General features: G+C 36.6%; 18 protein-coding genes. All 18 read left to right on the forward strand.

What is annotated here, in order from left to right:
* The 18 genes from spoIIIAD to spo0A all read left to right on the forward strand — a co-directional run bounded on the left by spoIIIAD (position 1) and on the right by spo0A (position 17,321).
* Positions 1-390: a stage III sporulation protein AD gene (gene spoIIIAD / locus MKX29_RS17145; protein WP_095372605.1), complete on the forward strand. Its 390-nt coding sequence runs from the start codon at positions 1-3 to the stop codon at positions 388-390.
* Positions 391-491: 101 nt separating this feature from the next.
* The gene (gene spoIIIAE / locus MKX29_RS17150; protein ID WP_341106732.1) at positions 492-1,712 is read left to right on the forward strand and encodes a stage III sporulation protein AE; all 1,221 of its coding nucleotides are present in this window, start codon (positions 492-494) and stop codon (positions 1,710-1,712) included.
* A gap of 12 nt (positions 1,713-1,724) precedes the next feature.
* Positions 1,725-2,363, forward strand: coding sequence for a stage III sporulation protein AF (gene spoIIIAF / locus MKX29_RS17155; protein ID WP_224936009.1), 639 nt, complete (start codon positions 1,725-1,727; stop codon positions 2,361-2,363).
* Positions 2,356-3,006 carry a stage III sporulation protein AG gene (spoIIIAG, locus tag MKX29_RS17160; RefSeq protein ID WP_224936010.1) on the forward strand — a complete coding sequence of 217 codons (651 nt, stop codon included), beginning with the start codon at positions 2,356-2,358 and terminating at the stop codon, positions 3,004-3,006. Before spoIIIAF ends, spoIIIAG begins: the two co-directional genes overlap by 8 nt.
* A 20-nt stretch (positions 3,007-3,026) precedes the next feature.
* Positions 3,027-3,548 carry a SpoIIIAH-like family protein gene (locus tag MKX29_RS17165; RefSeq protein WP_095372609.1) on the forward strand — a complete coding sequence of 174 codons (522 nt, stop codon included), beginning with the start codon at positions 3,027-3,029 and terminating at the stop codon, positions 3,546-3,548.
* Between the two features lie 398 nt (positions 3,549-3,946).
* Positions 3,947-4,453, forward strand: coding sequence for an acetyl-CoA carboxylase biotin carboxyl carrier protein (accB, locus tag MKX29_RS17170; RefSeq protein WP_224936011.1), 507 nt, complete (start codon positions 3,947-3,949; stop codon positions 4,451-4,453).
* Positions 4,454-4,468: 15 nt separating this feature from the next.
* Positions 4,469-5,824 carry an acetyl-CoA carboxylase biotin carboxylase subunit gene (gene accC / locus MKX29_RS17175; protein ID WP_224936012.1) on the forward strand — a complete coding sequence of 452 codons (1,356 nt, stop codon included), beginning with the start codon at positions 4,469-4,471 and terminating at the stop codon, positions 5,822-5,824.
* Between the two features lie 17 nt (positions 5,825-5,841).
* The gene (locus MKX29_RS17180) at positions 5,842-6,249 is read left to right on the forward strand and encodes an Asp23/Gls24 family envelope stress response protein (protein WP_224936013.1); all 408 of its coding nucleotides are present in this window, start codon (positions 5,842-5,844) and stop codon (positions 6,247-6,249) included.
* A gap of 305 nt (positions 6,250-6,554) precedes the next feature.
* Positions 6,555-6,953, forward strand: coding sequence for a transcription antitermination factor NusB (gene nusB / locus MKX29_RS17185; RefSeq protein ID WP_224936014.1), 399 nt, complete (start codon positions 6,555-6,557; stop codon positions 6,951-6,953).
* Positions 6,954-7,045: 92 nt separating this feature from the next.
* Positions 7,046-8,401: an exodeoxyribonuclease VII large subunit gene (xseA, locus tag MKX29_RS17190; protein WP_224936015.1), complete on the forward strand. Its 1,356-nt coding sequence runs from the start codon at positions 7,046-7,048 to the stop codon at positions 8,399-8,401.
* On the forward strand, positions 8,401-8,634 hold the full coding sequence (locus MKX29_RS17195) for an exodeoxyribonuclease VII small subunit (protein ID WP_095372615.1): 234 nt from the start codon (positions 8,401-8,403) through the stop codon (positions 8,632-8,634). Before xseA ends, MKX29_RS17195 begins: the two co-directional genes overlap by 1 nt.
* A 5-nt stretch (positions 8,635-8,639) precedes the next feature.
* Entirely contained in the window at positions 8,640-9,530 is an 891-nt protein-coding gene (locus MKX29_RS17200; RefSeq protein ID WP_224936016.1) for a polyprenyl synthetase family protein, read from the forward strand.
* 117 nt (positions 9,531-9,647) lie between these two features.
* Complete coding sequence (dxs, locus tag MKX29_RS17205; RefSeq protein ID WP_224936017.1) at positions 9,648-11,540, forward strand: 1-deoxy-D-xylulose-5-phosphate synthase; 1,893 nt, start codon at positions 9,648-9,650, stop codon at positions 11,538-11,540.
* A gap of 4 nt (positions 11,541-11,544) precedes the next feature.
* Positions 11,545-12,381: a TlyA family RNA methyltransferase gene (locus MKX29_RS17210; RefSeq protein ID WP_224936205.1), complete on the forward strand. Its 837-nt coding sequence runs from the start codon at positions 11,545-11,547 to the stop codon at positions 12,379-12,381.
* 245 nt (positions 12,382-12,626) lie between these two features.
* Positions 12,627-13,076 (forward strand): transcriptional regulator AhrC/ArgR, encoded by a 450-nt coding sequence (gene ahrC, locus MKX29_RS17215; protein ID WP_095372619.1) that lies wholly within the window; start codon positions 12,627-12,629, stop codon positions 13,074-13,076.
* 17 nt (positions 13,077-13,093) lie between these two features.
* Positions 13,094-14,782, forward strand: a complete 1,689-nt coding sequence (gene recN / locus MKX29_RS17220) for a DNA repair protein RecN (protein WP_251162028.1) — start codon at positions 13,094-13,096, stop codon at positions 14,780-14,782.
* Between the two features lie 113 nt (positions 14,783-14,895).
* Positions 14,896-16,185, forward strand: a complete 1,290-nt coding sequence (gene spoIVB / locus MKX29_RS17225; RefSeq protein WP_224936019.1) for a SpoIVB peptidase — start codon at positions 14,896-14,898, stop codon at positions 16,183-16,185.
* A gap of 341 nt (positions 16,186-16,526) precedes the next feature.
* Entirely contained in the window at positions 16,527-17,321 is a 795-nt protein-coding gene (gene spo0A / locus MKX29_RS17230) for a sporulation transcription factor Spo0A (RefSeq protein ID WP_224936020.1), read from the forward strand.
* The last annotated feature ends 46 nt before the right edge of the window (positions 17,322-17,367 follow it).

Consider the following 17,367-nt stretch of genomic DNA (forward strand, 5'->3'; position numbering starts at 1 on the left):
ATTGATATTCTTAAAATAGTAGGAATTGCTTTAATAGCTACATTCTTGGCACTAATTATTAAAGAACAAAAACCTAACTTTGCTTTTCTTTTAGTTGTTTTTGTTGGTTGTACGATTTTTTTATATCTTGTCGATCAGATATATATGATTATTCATATGATAGAGCGCATTGCTGTTAATGCCAATATTAATATGGTGTATTTGGAGACCATACTGAAAATAGTGGGTATTGCCTATATTGCAGAATTTGCCTCGCAAATTACGAAAGATGCTGGTCAAGGTGCGATTGCAGCAAAGATTGAGATGGCAGGGAAGATTTTTATCTTAGCAATGGCTATCCCAATATTAACGGTTTTGATTGAAACAATTATTCAAATGATCCCAAGTTAATCAGTGTAAAGAGAAAATGAAGGAGCCACCCATGCGGTGTGAATAGAAAATGACAACATCATAAGAGAGTAGCACCTTCCCTATATAAAGAGGTGTAAAAGATGAAGCCCTATTTATTGAAAACATTGCTGTTTAGTATGTTGTTTATTTTCATGACAGGCCACATTGTACATGCCTCAGATGAAGATAAGCCAGATGAATACCAAACTGAAGAAGCTCAAGAAGTTTTTAATCCGGAAGATATTGTAGAGTCGCAAATAGATACACTCCATTTGGATGAATTAAAGGGATTCTGGGAAGATATCACCAATGAATATGGGGGTTTTTTACCGGAAAGCCAAAAGGGCAGCATATACGATTTTATAAAAGGTGAAAAAGAGTTTTCATTTGATCAATGGGCATTAGGCATACTTAAATTCGTTTTTCATGAATTTGTTGTAAATGGGAAACTTTTAGGAACCTTAATCTTACTAGCTGTATTTAGCATGTTTCTGCAATCATTGCAAAATGCTTTCGAATCCGGAACAGTAAGTAAAGTCGCTTATGCGATAGTTTTGATGGTATTGGTTATTTTAGCACTGAATAGCTTCCATATCGCGATGGAGTATGCAAGTGATACTGTCCATAAGATGACTTCATTCATTCTAGCGCTCATTCCTTTGCTGCTAGCATTAATTGCCTCGTCAGGTGGACTCATCTCAGCAGCCTTTTTTCATCCAGTTATTCTCTTTTTAATGAATACGAGTGGTGTGTTAATTCAATATGTTGTGTTTCCATTGCTTTTTTTATCCACGCTACTGCATATCGTCAGTACTTTGTCAGATCAATATAAGGTTACACAATTGGGTAATCTCTTGAGGAATTGGAGTGTGGGCTTACTCGGAATTTTCCTTACTGTGTTTTTGGCTGTGATATCAATCCAAGGAGTTTCGACAGCCATTACAGATGGTGTCACACTAAAAACAGCGAAGTATGTAACAAGTAACTTTATCCCTGTAATCGGCCGAATGTTCACAGACGCAACCGATACGGTAGTGACAGCATCTGTATTATTGAAAAACACTGTCGGAATTGCTGGAGTCGCCATTTTGATGATTATAGTAGCTTTTCCTGCAATCAAAATATTAATGATTGCGTTTATATATAAATTTGCAGCAGCTGTTCTTCAACCTTTAGGCGGAGGGCCGATTATTAAATGTTTAGATATTATCAGTAAAAGTGTCATGTACGTATTTGCAGCATTAGCCATTGTGTCTCTTATGTTTTTTCTTAGTATTACTGTCGTGATCGTAGCTGGAAATCTCACGATGATGGTGAGATAGGGAGGGTCGCTCATGGAATTTTTAAAAGAATGGATTACAACAATTATCATATTTATTTTACTAGCAACGGTTATTGATATGATTCTTCCAAGTTCAAAGCTACAGAAATACACAAAAATGGTTACGGGCTTATTATTAATAGCGATTATCTTAACTCCTATATTTAAATTTGTTTCTAGTGATTTTGAACAAACGATTATGTCGTTACCAACAATTGAGTCTACTTCTTCAAAAGAAGAAATAGAAAATTCAATAGAAATGCAAAAAAAAGAAATACAAGCCTCTTCTCGTGCATATGCTTTAGAAAACGTAGAAAAAGCCATGAAAGCATCGGCGAATGAGGAGTTGGTAGAAAAGTACGGTGTAGAAATTACAAAGATAGAAATGATTGAAGACGATAGGTCCGAGCTTGAGTTCCCTCAAAACCTTCAAAAGGTCTATGTGCAAGTACAACCAGTAGAAGGAGGGGAACAAGAAGCAGTTGAAGTTGTCCAAAATGTAGAAGTAGACACAGGAAAGCCGATTGAATCAGAAGCAACAACTACTGTCCCAGGTGATATTACTTCTCTTCTGTCTACTAATTGGGAAATCGATGAAAAAGTGATGGAAGTATTTTTAGAAGAAGGGGGGATGGCGAAAGACGATGGGTAAAAAAGGACCAATTACATTACTGAAAGAATGGTTATCAAAAGAAAAAGATGGAGAAAAAAAACCCGGTAAAGTGCAATACTTGATGATCGTTCTCTTATTTGGTGCCGCGATTATGCTAATTAGTAATATATTTTTTAATAATGACCAGTCTGATGAAGTCTCTGTCCTTAACTCCGAGAGTGAGCAAGCAGAAAAAGAGCAAGAAGTCTTTGGACAATCTAAACCACAATCAGCCAATTCAATTGCTGATTATGAAAAGGCATATGAAGCACAGATTAAAGAAGCGCTTGACACAATAGTTGGAGTGGATGATGTCTCTGTTGTCGTAAATGTGGATTCCACAGAGAAAAAAGTATTAGAAAAAAATACTACGAATCAAGGTCAAATTACAGATGAGACGGATAGGGAAGGTGGCAAAAGGGTGGTGGAAGATCAATCGAAAGAAGAACAGGTTGTCATCATCCGTGAAGGAGAGAAAGAAGTTCCAATTGTAATAGAAACAAAAAAGCCTGATATAAGAGGCGTTCTCATAGTAGCAAAGGGTGCTGATAATATCCAAGTGAAAACATGGATTGTGGAAGCTGTCTCACGTGTACTAGATGTACCTGCACATAAAGTTTCTGTTTTACCGAAGAAAAAATAATGTTTAAGGGGGATTTAATGATGTTATTAAAAAAGCAAACGGTATGGTTATTAACTATGTTGAGTTTAGTCGTTGTTCTGTCAATTTATTACTTAACTTCTCCAGATGGACAAATGAATCTTGCGGGAAATGACCAAGAAGAAAATGAAAATGCAGAAACCGGTGGTGCGGTAATTTCAGATGTAGCATCTGATGAAGAATTTGCCCAAGAGAGACTTGATCAAATGAACGAAAGAAGTATGGAAAAAGAAAGATTAACAGAAGTCGCAGCTTCGACAGAATTACCTGCAGAGGAAAGAAGTGAAGCGAAGGACCAACTTGATTCACTTAATGAGTTAGCTGCTAAGGAAGAAATGTTAGAGAACTTGATAAAATCAATGAACTACGAAGATGTTCTTGTGAAAGCTGATGGTGCCAATGTTAAAGTGGTTGTAAAGGCGGAAGAACAATCAAAAGCTGAAGCAAACAAGATTATTAGAGAAGTAATGAATGAGTTAGGCACACAAGCTTTGGTAGCAGTAGAATTTCAAGTAAGTAAGTAGTATGAAAGCTGAGCGATGAATACAATCGCTCAGTTTTTTGCATTTTTTTATAGGGGAATGATAAAATAATTATAATAGTTAGATAATAGTTTTTGATCAGTGCATAATTTTTGTACGTGTTTGACTGATGAATATTTTACATAGTTAAATAAACCGAACCTAGCAAGAATGAAGAACTTCAACTTTCACTCGTTCTCTTAATAAATCAGAAGGAGAGAAAGGGATATAATTGGTGTTTTAGAGGGATACTTATTATTTGGATAATATTTACTATTAAAGTTAGTGTTGAACTTTCATTAGGTCTTAGCGTATGATTATAGTAGCTAGTCATAATTATTTACATAACTAGTATTTCATCTATTAAAGTTGAAGCGTAAATGAAGAACAGGGGTGTAAGAATGCTAAAAGTCCAAGAAATTCGTGAATTGATTAAATTAGTTGATCAATCTAATATTGATGAATTTGTTTATGAACATGAAGGTACAAAAGTAGAAATGAAGAAAAATGTCACTGCTATTCAAACTGCAGCAGTACCAGTTGTTCAACCACAGGCACAGGCTGTAGTAGCGCCTCCTGAACAACCTCAGAAAACAGCAGCAGTTCAAACGGAAGTACAAAAAGTAGAACAAGTAAATGAAAAGAATGAAGATAAAGATACTTCAAATCTGCATCAAGTAGTTTCTCCTATGGTTGGAACTTTTTATGAGTCATCCTCACCAGATGCAGATGCATATGTAAAAGTTGGTTCTAAAATCACCAAAGATTCTATTCTGTGTATTGTTGAAGCAATGAAATTATTCAATGAAATCGAAGCAGAAGTAGATGGAGAAATTGTGGAGATTTTAGTTAAAGATGGTCAATTAGTTGAATACGGGCAACCATTATTTTTAGTGAAGCCTGAGTAAGGAGGGCTTTTGTCGATGATAAAAAAAGTATTAATCGCAAATAGAGGAGAAATCGCTGTACGTATTATTCGTGCATGTCGTGAAATGGGTATTGAAAGTGTAGCTGTCTATTCAGAAGGTGATAAAGAAGCTTTACATGTTCAACTTGCTGATGAAGCTTATTGTATTGGTCCAGTTTCTTCAAAGGATAGTTACTTAAATTTCACTAGTATCATTAGTGTGGCGAAGTTAACAGATTGCGATGCGATCCATCCAGGTTACGGTTTTCTAGCTGAGAACAGTGACTTTGCAGAATTATGTCGCGAGTGTCATATTACATTCATTGGGCCAACTCCAGAAGCGATTGCCAAGATGGGTACAAAAGATATTGCTCGTGAAACGATGAAGGAAGCAGGTGTACCAATCGTACCTGGTTCAAATGGAATTATTGAAGACATTAGTGAAGCGCTTGAATTGGTGCAAAAAATAGACTATCCTGTTATTATAAAGGCAACTGCTGGCGGTGGCGGTAAAGGAATTCGCGTCGCACGTAATGAAGAAGAGTTAACAAAAGGAATTAACATTACACAGCAGGAAGCATTAACTGCTTTTGGTAATGCAGGTGTATATATTGAAAAATACATTGAAGACTTTAGACATGTAGAAATTCAAGTACTAGCAGATACTTATGGAAATACGATTCACCTTGGAGAGAGAGATTGTTCCATTCAGAGAAGATTGCAAAAACTACTAGAAGAAACGCCTTCTCCAGCCCTAGACGGTGAAACACGTGAAGAAATGGGGAAAGCTGCAGTAAAAGCAGCAGAAGCTGTAAATTATACCGGTGCAGGTACAATCGAGTTTATTTATGATTATCATAACCGCAAGTTTTATTTCATGGAAATGAATACACGTATTCAAGTGGAACATCCAGTGACAGAAATGGTGACAGGCGTTGACTTGATTAAAGAGCAAATTAAAGTTGCTTCTGGTGAACGTTTAGGTATGACCCAACAGGATGTTACTTATAGTGGATGGGCGATGGAATGTCGAATTAATGCAGAGAACCCGGCGAAAAACTTTATGCCATCCGCAGGGAAAATTACGATGTACCTTCCACCAGGTGGTTTAGGTGTTCGTGTTGATTCTGCTGCATATCCTGGATATACGATTCCTCCGTATTATGATTCAATGATTGCAAAAGTGATTACTTATGGTGATACGAGGGAGGAAACAATTGCTAGAATGAAACGAGCACTAAGTGAATTTGTTATTGAAGGTGTTCATACTACAATCCCGTTCCACTTAAGACTTCTTGAGAATGAGAATTTTGTTGCAGGGGAGTTTAACACGAAATTCCTGGAATTGAATGACGTTATGAAATCTGAATAAGAATTGGAGGTTTCAAAATGAGCGATCAAAACATTCTAGAAATGAACCAAGAGGAAACAGGGTTAGGTAAGGTGGAAATTGCACCTGAAGTAATTGAAGTAATTGCAGGAATTGCGGCATCTGAAGTGGAAGGTGTTGCACAAATGCGCGGCAACTTCGCATCAGGTGTAGTTGAAAAATTAGGCAAGAAAAACCATGGAAAAGGTGTAAAAGTCGAATTAGCTGAAGATGGCATTAAAGTGGATGTCTACTGTTTAATGAAATTTGGCGTATCTATTCCAACTGTTGCACAAAGTATTCAAGATAATATTCGTCAAGCTCTATTAAATATGACAGCGCTTGAAACGAAAGAAATTAATATTCATGTAGTTGGTATTCTTTTTGAAAACCAAAAACAAGAAGATGAATACGAACAAGAAATATAAAAAGACAAAAAAAGCGGCTAGAGACATCGGTGTCTTTAGTCGTCTTTTTTTTGCATTGATATATCCGCTCCATGACTTAAAGGTTTGTTTCAACAAATTTTAGAGAAGTCTATTCATATCAATGGCTATGGCTGCATTATTTAAAGTTCATCAGACTGTAAGGAAAAATAGAGGAAAATTATTGACTACACTGTGCGAATCATAGTCAGTTATGCTATTATCTTCTTATGTGTTTTTTTATGTGTCGTTAAAGAAATCCACGAGGACATTTATATAATAGATTGAATGACAAAGGAGAAATAAGAATGAAAAGAAGAACAGCAAGAGAAAAAGCATTGCAAGCGCTATTTCAAATCGATTTAAGTGGAACGGAAATGAATGAGGCCATTCATCATGTGTTAGATGAACAGCCAGAGGATGCTTATTTAAACCATCTTGTCAGTGGTGTTCTTCATCATAAAGCCCAGATTGATGAGTTAATATCTAACAATCTGGAGAACTGGAAATTGGATCGTTTGGCAACCGTTGATCGCAATTTACTACGTCTTAGCACTTTTGAATTTGCTTTTAGCGAGGATGATATACCGGTTAATGTTGTTATTAATGAAGCCATTGAGATTGCAAAGATGTATGGAGACGACCAATCGCCAAAGTTTATAAATAGCGTATTATCAAAAATAAAAGATAATTATAGTGAGAATTAAGAGCATCTATTTTATGCGATTACATCATTTGAATCCCGCTGCTTAAACTTTCCTATTACAATTAATTCGTTGTAATAAAGAAGGAGATAAGAATGGAAGAAAAGAGATATTTAACAGTTTACGCATTAACAAAATATATAAAGCGGAAATTTGATAGAGATCCACATTTACAACAAGTAATGGTCAAAGGTGAAATCTCAAATTTCAAGCGCCATTCGAGTGGTCATATGTATTTTACATTAAAAGATGAGAAATCAAGAATTCTTGCAGTGATGTTTTCAAGATACAATCAAACGATGAAATTTGTCCCTGAGAATGGGATGAATGTTCTTATTACCGGTGATTTGTCCTTATATGAAGCAAGTGGACAATATCAAATATATGTGAAAGAAATGACCCCTGATGGTATTGGTGACCTTTATCTAGCCTATGAACAGTTAAAACAGAAACTCGAAAAGGAAGGGTTGTTTTCAGAGAAATATAAGCAACCGATTCCTAAGTATCCGAAAGCGATTGGGCTGATTACTTCACCAACTGGTGCAGCAATCAGAGATATAATTACAACATTGAAACGCCGATATCCTTCTGTTCCTATTTATATTTACCCAGCACTTGTACAAGGAAAAGGGGCCGCACCTTCCATCACTCAACAAATCAATCGAGCGAATGAAAGGAAAGAGGTTGATGTGTTAATTGTTGGTAGAGGTGGAGGTTCAATTGAAGAGTTATGGGCATTTAATGAAGAAGAAGTAATTAGAGGGATCTTTGCCTCATCTATCCCAATTATATCAGCGGTTGGTCACGAGACGGATTTTACGATTGCAGACTTTGTCGCAGACTTACGGGCACCAACCCCGACCGGTGCTGCTGAGCTTTCAGTGCCTCATATAGATGACCTAAGTGAACGCATCCATAACCAACAAGCACGGATGATCCGAGCAACGAGGGAGAGGTTAACAAGGCAGTTTGAACGTCTTCATAGAGTGGAGAAATCTTATGCTTTTCGTTACCCTCAAAAACTTTATGAGCAAAAATTAGAACAAGTTGATCGTACGAAAGAACAATTAATTAAAAGTACAATCCGCTTATTAAAATACAAGCAGGAACAAGTCGATCAGCAACGAAAACGCTTGCTAAGAACACCACCACACTCATTAGCCATAGAAAGCAGAAAACTATATATAGATATCAATAAACGGTTAAGACGTTCCATGAATGTTGTAAATGAACGAAAGCAAAGGGAATTCTCACATCTTATATCAAAATTAGAGACGTTAAGTCCGTTAAAGATTATGGACCGTGGATATAGTTTGCTGTATTCGGAAAAGGAAGAACTCATCAAATCTATTCACCAAGTTAAACAAAATGACGAAATAAAAGTAAAGGTAAAAGATGGTACGATATTAGCTGAAGTAAAGAATATAATCGATAATCGAGGTGAAAAGTAATGGCTAAAGAAAAAACACCTACTTTCGAAGAAGCAATGGAGCAACTTGAGCAAATCGTAGAAAAGTTAGAGGAAGGGGATGTCCCTCTAGAAGAGGCCATTTCCATTTATAAAAATGGGATGGAACTTTCCAAGCTTTGTCACGATAAACTAAAAAATGTAGAAGAACAATTAACAGAAATGATTACTGATGATGGAAAAAAACAGCCGTTTGTTATACATGAGGAGGAGTAGGGAGAATGGGTGAGTCACTACAAGCTTTTTCACAACATCATAAAACACTACTGGAAGAGAAAATGGCATCCTTTGTTGAGAGATTAGAATCTCCAGCTGTGCTAAAAGAAGCAATGCAATATTCTTTGTCGGCTGGAGGTAAACGCATCAGACCTTTATTGCTTTTCGCTACTTTAGCTGCTTATGGACAAGAAACAATTAAAGGACTTAACAGTGCATGCGCACTTGAAATGGTGCACACATACTCTCTTATTCACGATGACCTTCCTAGTATGGATGATGATGATTTAAGAAGAGGAAAGCCGACAAATCATAAAGTGTATGGGGAAGCCAATGCAATTTTAGCAGGGGACGCGCTTTTAACTTATAGCTTTCAATTAATTGCAGAAACGGATGAAGCATTTGCTTCTCCTGAAGCTAAATTAGATTTAATTAAGGAATTTGCTCAATCAGCAGGAGCAGAAGGTATGGTTGGTGGCCAAGTTGCTGATATGTTGGGCGAACAGAAAACACTTACGCTTCCTGAATTAGAATACATTCATGTACATAAAACAGGAAAGTTACTAAGTTTTGGTGTCATCGCTGGTGCCATTTTAGCTGGTGCCTCAGATAAGGAAAAACAGCTTTTACTTGAATTTTCCACACATTTAGGTTTAGCCTTTCAAATAAGAGATGACATTTTAGATTTAGAAGGTTCTGAGGAACTTATTGGTAAGCCGGTAGGTAGTGATGAAGTCAATGCGAAAAGTACTTATCCAAGCATCCTAACAATGAATGGTGCAAAAGCAGCACTTGATGAGCATACACAGCTAGCGAAAGAAAAATTAGCAAAAACAGGTTTGAATACTTATTACTTGGAAAAAATTACAGATATGCTAGCTGAAAGAAACCATTAAAAGGGATAACATTTGGCTTATTTTTATTTTTGCTGTAATCTAGTACTAATCATGAAAAGGAAATGAGAAGAAGTATACTAATTTATGAATAAGTAATGAAAGTGAGTGATCCGGCTTATGGATCTGTTATCAATTAAAGACCCAAGCTTTTTAAAGAAGCTCTCTAATGAGGAATTAGAGAATCTAGCCTCGGAAATTAGACAATTTTTGATTGAAAAATTGTCAGTTACTGGTGGTCATATTGGGCCTAATCTAGGTGTGGTTGAATTGACCATCGCTCTGCATAAAGCGTTTGATAGCCCAACAGATAAAATTTTATGGGATGTTGGGCATCAGTCATACGTTCATAAAATCCTTACTGGTAGAGCTAGCCAATTCGATACCTTAAGAAAGTATAAAGGATTATGCGGGTTTCCTAAATTGATCGAAAGTCCTCATGATGTATGGGAAACTGGCCATAGCTCCACCTCTTTATCAGGTGCTATGGGAATGGTCATTGCAAGAGATATTAAAAAAGAAAATAGCCATGTGATACCAGTAATAGGGGACGGTGCCTTGACTGGTGGAATGGCATTAGAAGCGCTTAACCATATTGGTCACGAGCAGAAAAACATGATTGTTGTTTTGAATGATAATGAAATGTCAATTGCTCCTAATGTTGGCGCCCTTCATAATGTTTTAGGTCGTCTTAGAACTGCGGGGAAATACCAATGGGCAAAAGATGAATTGGAAGCTTTTCTGAAAAAGATTCCAGCTGTCGGTGGTAAAATTGCTTCAACAGCTGAAAGGTTAAAAGATAGCTTAAAGTATTTACTTGTTTCAGGCGTGTTTTTTGAGGAACTCGGTTTTACTTATCTTGGACCAATTGATGGTCATAATTATGAAGAATTATTTGAGAACATTAATTATGCCAAGAAAACAGAAGGTCCTGTTCTCTTACATGTAATTACGAAAAAAGGCAAGGGCTATGAGCCTGCAGAACGTGATACTGTTGGTACTTGGCATGGAACAGGCCCTTATAAAACGGAAACAGGTGACTTCCTGAAGCCTGTGAATACTGCACCTGCATGGAGTAAGTTAGTTAGTGAAACAGTCAGAGAACTGGCAAGAGAAGATGAACGAATTGTTGCCATTACGCCTGCAATGCCTGTGGGATCTAAGTTAGAAGGTTTTGCAAGTGAATTTCCAGATCGCATGTTTGATGTAGGAATAGCGGAACAACATGCGGCTACAGTAGCGGCAGGTCTTGCTACACAAGGAATGAAGCCATTTTTAGCAATTTATTCGACATTTTTACAAAGAGCATATGATCAAATGGTCCACGATATTGCTAGGCAAAACCTAAATGTTTTTATTGGGATCGATCGTGCTGGTTTAGTAGGTGCTGATGGAGAAACACACCAAGGTGTTTTCGATATTGCCTTTTTAAGACATTTGCCAAATATGGTACTGATGATGCCGAAAGATGAGAATGAAGGTCGTCATATGACATATACCGCTATTCAATACAATGATGGTCCAATTGCAATGAGGTTTCCAAGAGGAAATGGACTTGGAGTTGAGATTGATGAAAAGATGACGGCACTTCCAATTGGTTCATGGGAAGTGTTAAAAGAAGGTAAAGACGCAGCTATTTTAACATTTGGAACAACCATTCCAATGGCTATGGAAGCGGCAGCTCTTCTTGAAACGAAAGGCTATTCAGTAAAAGTTGTTAATGCCCGCTTTATTAAACCATTAGATGAGACAATGTTACATGATATTTTAAGTATGAACATGCCTATTTTGACAGTTGAAGAAGCGGTCTTACAAGGTGGATTTGGTAGCGCCGTGTTAGAATTTGCTCATGATCATCATTACCATCATGCGAAAGTGGATAGACTTGGTATCCCAGATCATTTTATAGAACATGGTAGTGTGGACAAACTCTTAGAAGAGATTAATTTAACATCTGATGAAATTGTAAAGCGCATGAGTAGATTAGCTGAAAAAAAACAAAAGAGGGCATGAAGCGATAATGAGTAAAAAGGAACGAGTGGATGTTCTTCTTGTAGAACGAGGCTTGGCAGAAACAAGAGAGAAAGCAAAAAGAGCGGTAATGGCAGGCATCGTTTATAGTAATGAAATGAGGCTAGATAAACCTGGAGAAAAGGTAAAGAGTGATATTCCATTACAAATCAAAGGGAAAGCAATGCCTTACGTAAGTAGAGGTGGCTTAAAGCTCGAAAAAGCATTAGAGGTATTTGATTTAACCGTTGAAGATAAAATTCTATTAGATATTGGGGCATCAACAGGGGGCTTTACAGATTGTGCTTTGCAAAATGGGGCACAAATGTCTTATGCCCTAGATGTTGGATATAATCAGTTAGCCTGGAAGCTAAGACAGGATGAACGCGTGGTTGTAATGGAGCGCACTAATTTTCGCTATGTGACACCTGCTGATTTAGTCGGGCAAATGCCAAATTTAGCTTCCATTGATGTCTCATTTATATCTTTACAACTAATTCTTCCTGTTTTGCGAACATTACTCGTACCTGGTAGTGACGTGATCGCATTAATCAAGCCTCAATTTGAAGCAGGAAGAGAACAAGTTGGGAAGAAGGGAATTGTTCGTGATTCGTCCGTACATGAACAAGTAATCGACAAAATTCTAACCTTCGCTCAAACAGAAGGATATCACATTAAAGGCTTATCATATTCTCCGATTACAGGAGGAGATGGTAATATTGAATTCCTCGCTCATTTGCAGTGGCAACATGGCCCAGAGGAAGTGCATGCTACGAATGATTTTGATATCCAATCAGTAGTAAAAGAAGCCCACAAGCAATTAAAAGCAAAACTGAAAGAATAAACACAGACTAAAGTAAGCAGGCTAGGGGAGCATTTTCCAGCCTGTTCTTTTGTGTCAGGCATCATAACCGATATAAATGATATTTTGAAATTCTCTTAAGAAACAATCTTTTTTACCAAAAAAACACAAATTATGCAGAATAAATTGTACAATATAGAGAAAATCAGCTAACATATGAATTAAAAGATAATGAGAATCGTGTTGCTGGTTTCAAGCAACGCTTTGCATTCATAGAGGTGAAAAGAATGAATAAAGGACAACGACATATTAAGATTAGGGATTTAATTACGAACAATGATATTGAAACCCAAGATGAACTAGTAGAAGAGTTAAGAAATGCTGGGTTTAACGTGACACAAGCAACGGTTTCACGCGATATTAAAGAACTACATTTAGTGAAAGTTCCCCTTTTGGATGGAAGATATAAGTACAGTTTACCAGCTGATCAACGCTTTAACCCTTTACAAAAATTAAAGCGTAACTTAATGGATGCATTTGTTCGTCTAGATTCTGCCGGTCATTTACTTGTGATGAAAGTTTTGCCAGGGAATGCAATGGCGATTGGTGTATTGATGGATAACCTAGATTGGGATGAAATATTAGGAACAATTTGTGGCGACGATACTTGCTTAATTATCTGTCGAACACCTGAAGAAGCTGAAGTGATTTCCAAAAGATTTTTAGAAATGCTATAAGCTGGGGTGAAATGTCAGTGTTAAATGAAATATCAATTAGAAACTTTGCTATTATCGAATCAATCACAATTGCCTTTAATAAAGGGCTAACTGTGCTTTCAGGAGAAACAGGAGCAGGAAAATCAATTATTATTGACGCCGTTCACCTGCTCGTTGGTGGCAGGGGTTCTTCAGAGTATGTAAGACATGGTGAAGAGAAAGCCGAGATAGAAGGTTTATTCATATTAGATGATGAACAACATCCGTGTTACAAACGGGCGTTAGAATTTGGTATAGATATCGATGAAGGAATGTTGATTCTGCGACGAGATATATCTAAATCAGGTAAAAGTGTCTGTCGAATAAATGGAAAACTTGTAACCATTTCTATCCTTCGAGAAATTGGTAGTACGCTAATTGACATACATGGTCAACATGAACACCAAGAATTAATGAATGAAAGTTTGCATCTGCCTTTATTAGATCAATTTGGTGGTACCAAAATCGCTAAAAGTAGACAAGAATACGAAGAGGTCTATAGAGAATACGAGCAAACAATGAAAAGAATCAAGACATTAACAGAAAATGAACAGCAAATGGCTCATCGACTGGATCTTATTCAATTTCAATATGAAGAAATAACAAACGCCAATTTAAAATTGCTTGAAGATGATGCCCTCCTAGAAGAGCGAAACCGCTTACTTAATTTTGAGAAGATGTATGAAGGCGTAAAAATTAGCTATAATGCCTTGCAAGGAGAACAAAAAGGGCTTGATTGGATTAGTTTAGCTATGAATCACCTTCAACAATCGGCAGAAGTTGATGAAGAGTTAGTTGAGTTGCAAGAAGTAGTTGCCAACAGTTTTTATCAATTAGAGGACACGGTAGCTATTTTAAGGAGTAAATTAGATTTTATGGAATTTGATCCTGTTCGTTTGAATGAAATTGAAGAGCGATTAAATGAAATCAATATGCTCAAACGAAAATATGGACCATCAATAGAGGAAATATTAGAATATGTTGCAAAGATTGAGGAAGAAATTGAAACATTAACCAACAAAGAAACACATATCGAACACTTGCTCAAGCAGGCTAAAGAATTACAAGCTGATTTACTTGTCGAAGGACAGGAATTGAGTGAATTAAGAAGAAATGCTGCGGAACGATTAACAAAAATGATTCATCGTGAATTAAAAGCGCTTTATATGGAAAAGACTGTATTTGAGGTCCATTTTACTACGGATAAAGAAAGCTTTCATAAAAAAGGTATTGATACAGTCGAATTTTACTTATCCACTAACCCAGGAGAACCGTTAAAACCATTATCAAAAATTGCATCAGGTGGGGAACTATCCCGAATTATGCTTGCTTTAAAGAGTATCTTTTCTAAACATCAAGGGGTAACATCTATTATCTTTGATGAAGTTGATACAGGGGTAAGCGGAAGAGTCGCACAAGCTATTGCTGAAAAAATTCATCAAGTAGCGATTGATTCGCAAGTTCTTTGCATTTCCCACTTGCCACAAGTGGCTGCAATGGCAGATACGCATTTATTTATTTCTAAAACACTCAAAGCTGGCCGTACAAAAACAACGGTAAAGCCGTTGGATGACGAGGAAAAGATTAAAGAAATTGGTCGTATGATCTCTGGTGTGGAAATGACTGAACTGACAAGGGAGCATGCGAAGGAATTACTGAGCCTTGCCAAAAATGTAAAAATACCATGAAAAGCTATCCAATGGAGGGTAGCTTTTTTTATTAAGTTGCCAGTTATAATTGCTCTTGAAGCAGGCAAAATTATATATGTAGCCATGAAACAAGAAGCGAGGAGAGTGTTGAAATGACAAGAGATATATTGAGAAAAATAATTGGTGGAATTCTCCTTGTTTCAATCATATGTATAGGATTTTCTAAACCGTTTCAAGAGTATATTCACATTCCTATAAACCTTACCGTATTTGAGGGTGAACAAGTACGATATAATATGGCGGAAACTGTAAATGCAACAATACAAGCACCCGATGGACAATTGGCGGTTGTTCAGGATAAAGAAGTCATTACACTCTCTGCTAATGAACCAGGCAAGAACGAAATGTTTCTTGATTTGGCTGGTTTCCCGATAAAAAAAGTAGATGTGGAAGTTTTAAAGGACTTTAAAGTTATACCGGGTGGGCAATCAATAGGTGTAAAATTGAATACAGTTGGCGTATTGGTGGTCGGACATCACCAAATTAATACAATAAATGGAAAGATGTCACCGGGAGATTTAGCAGGTATTAAAATAGGTGATATTATTACAGAAATAAACGGAACAAAAATTGAAAAAATGTCTGATGTTGCTCCATTTGTACAAGCAGCAGGAGATAGTGGTAAACCCCTGAAAATATCAGTTACTCGTGATGAAGGAAAATTTGAGACAGAATTATTACCATTGAAAGATAAAAATGAACCAAACTTTAAGCTTGGATTATATATCCGTGATTCAGCGGCTGGAATAGGCACAATGACTTTTTATCATCCACAATCAAAAAAATATGGTGCTCTTGGTCATGTTATTTCTGATATGGATACAAAAAGGCCAATTGTCGTTGATGATGGTCAAATACTACGGTCTACTGTTACTTCCATTGAAAAAGGGAGTAATGGGAATCCAGGAGAAAAATTAGCACGCTTTAAAGATGAAAAAGAAGTTATAGGCAACATTGATCGAAATAGCCCATTTGGCATTTTTGGAAGGCTTAATCGTGGATTGGCTAACGGGCTAATGGATAAACCAATGCCAATTGCTCTTTCACATCAAGTAAAGGAAGGACCAGCAAAAATTCTAACAGTCGTTGAAAATGATAAAGTTCAACTGTTTGATATCGAAATTGTTAGTACGATCCCGCAAAAATTTCCTGCTACAAAAGGAATGGTCATCAAGGTCACTGACGATGAATTGCTTGAAAAAACTGGGGGCATTGTCCAGGGTATGAGTGGCAGCCCAATTATTCAAAAGGGCAAGGTTATAGGAGCGGTGACACATGTTTTTGTTAATGACCCGACGAGTGGTTATGGTGTGCATATTGAATGGATGTTAAATGAAGCGGGCATTAATATTTATGAAAATAATGAAGAGCGAGCATCTTAAACAAAAAAGCGGTTATGCCCGCTTTTTTGTTTGTTTAGATATATAGTCAGGTGTATGTTGAGTTGAAATCATTTAATTTAGATTCTATAAGAAAAAGCATGACAAACATAAATATGTTAAAATAAGCAAGAAACAAAGATTTTTCGACAATGAAGCAGAAAGACATCGATTATAGTCGAATAATAGAGGAAAACAAAGAAAACTTAAGATTTTATTAGTTTTTTAAAGAAAAATAAAATTTGGTAAAGGATTTTTATCCCCTTTGTCGAAATTGTCACTTAGCAAATAGAGACAAAAATATAGAAAATAGATTCAACTATGGGTTGAGGAGGAAAAAATTAGTGAAAAAAATCAAAGTGTGTGTAGTTGATGACAATCGAGAGCTAGTAGCTTTGCTTGAAGAGTATATTTCATCTCAAGAAGATATGGAAATAGTCGGAGTGGCGCATAATGGACAAGACTGTTTAAATATTCTTGATGAAATCGAAACAGATGTGCTTGTATTAGATATCATAATGCCGCATCTTGATGGACTGGCAGTTCTTGAAAAAATGAGAGAACTTAACTTGAAGACTCTTCCTAGCGTTATTATGTTAACTGCTTTTGGACAAGAAGACGTGACAAAGAAAGCTGTTGACCTTGGTGCATCTTATTTTATATTGAAACCTTTTGACATGGATAATTTGGCTAGTCATATCCGCCAAGTGAGCGGAAAATCAAGTCCGATGATTCGTAAATCACCTTCTACAACCAATTACCGTACACAAGCAGAGGCAAAACCCAAAAATCTTGATGCCAGTATTACAAGTATCATACATGAAATTGGTGTGCCTGCTCATATAAAGGGTTACTTATATTTAAGAGAGGCAATTTCAATGGTATATAATGATATTGAGTTACTTGGCTCGATTACAAAAGTTCTGTATCCTGACATTGCCAAGAAGTATAATACAACAGCTAGTAGGGTGGAAAGGGCAATTCGTCATGCAATTGAAGTGGCATGGAGCAGAGGGAATATTGACTCTATCTCTTCTTTATTTGGCTATACAGTCAGCATGACAAAGGCCAAACCAACAAACTCTGAGTTCATTGCCATGGTGGCCGATAAGTTAAGATTAGAGCATAAGGCTTCTTGAAAAAGCTAGGCGTGTGAACAGATCGTCCACACGAATAAACAAAAAA

Origin of the sequence: Cytobacillus sp. FSL R7-0696, from assembly GCF_038006865.1 — a bacterium.
In the GTDB taxonomy this organism is placed as follows: Bacteria; Bacillota; Bacilli; order Bacillales; family Cytobacillaceae; genus Cytobacillus; species Cytobacillus kochii.

What these genes read in the sequence shown, in the direction of transcription:
- dxs (WP_224936017.1), top strand. Translation starts at nt 9,648, where the DNA reads ATGGATCTGTTATCAATTAAAGACCCAAGCTTTTTAAAGAAGCTCTCT.
- nusB (WP_224936014.1), top strand. Translation starts at nt 6,555, where the DNA reads ATGAAAAGAAGAACAGCAAGAGAAAAAGCATTGCAAGCGCTATTTCAA.
- MKX29_RS17180 (WP_224936013.1), top strand. Translation starts at nt 5,842, where the DNA reads ATGAGCGATCAAAACATTCTAGAAATGAACCAAGAGGAAACAGGGTTA.
- accC (WP_224936012.1), top strand. Translation starts at nt 4,469, where the DNA reads ATGATAAAAAAAGTATTAATCGCAAATAGAGGAGAAATCGCTGTACGT.
- MKX29_RS17195 (WP_095372615.1), top strand. Translation starts at nt 8,401, where the DNA reads ATGGCTAAAGAAAAAACACCTACTTTCGAAGAAGCAATGGAGCAACTT.
- spoIIIAF (WP_224936009.1), top strand. Translation starts at nt 1,725, where the DNA reads ATGGAATTTTTAAAAGAATGGATTACAACAATTATCATATTTATTTTA.
- ahrC (WP_095372619.1), top strand. Translation starts at nt 12,627, where the DNA reads ATGAATAAAGGACAACGACATATTAAGATTAGGGATTTAATTACGAAC.
- spoIIIAG (WP_224936010.1), top strand. Translation starts at nt 2,356, where the DNA reads ATGGGTAAAAAAGGACCAATTACATTACTGAAAGAATGGTTATCAAAA.
- xseA (WP_224936015.1), top strand. Translation starts at nt 7,046, where the DNA reads ATGGAAGAAAAGAGATATTTAACAGTTTACGCATTAACAAAATATATA.
- accB (WP_224936011.1), top strand. Translation starts at nt 3,947, where the DNA reads ATGCTAAAAGTCCAAGAAATTCGTGAATTGATTAAATTAGTTGATCAA.
- spoIIIAE (WP_341106732.1), top strand. Translation starts at nt 492, where the DNA reads ATGAAGCCCTATTTATTGAAAACATTGCTGTTTAGTATGTTGTTTATT.
- spoIVB (WP_224936019.1), top strand. Translation starts at nt 14,896, where the DNA reads ATGACAAGAGATATATTGAGAAAAATAATTGGTGGAATTCTCCTTGTT.
- MKX29_RS17200 (WP_224936016.1), top strand. Translation starts at nt 8,640, where the DNA reads ATGGGTGAGTCACTACAAGCTTTTTCACAACATCATAAAACACTACTG.
- MKX29_RS17165 (WP_095372609.1), top strand. Translation starts at nt 3,027, where the DNA reads ATGTTATTAAAAAAGCAAACGGTATGGTTATTAACTATGTTGAGTTTA.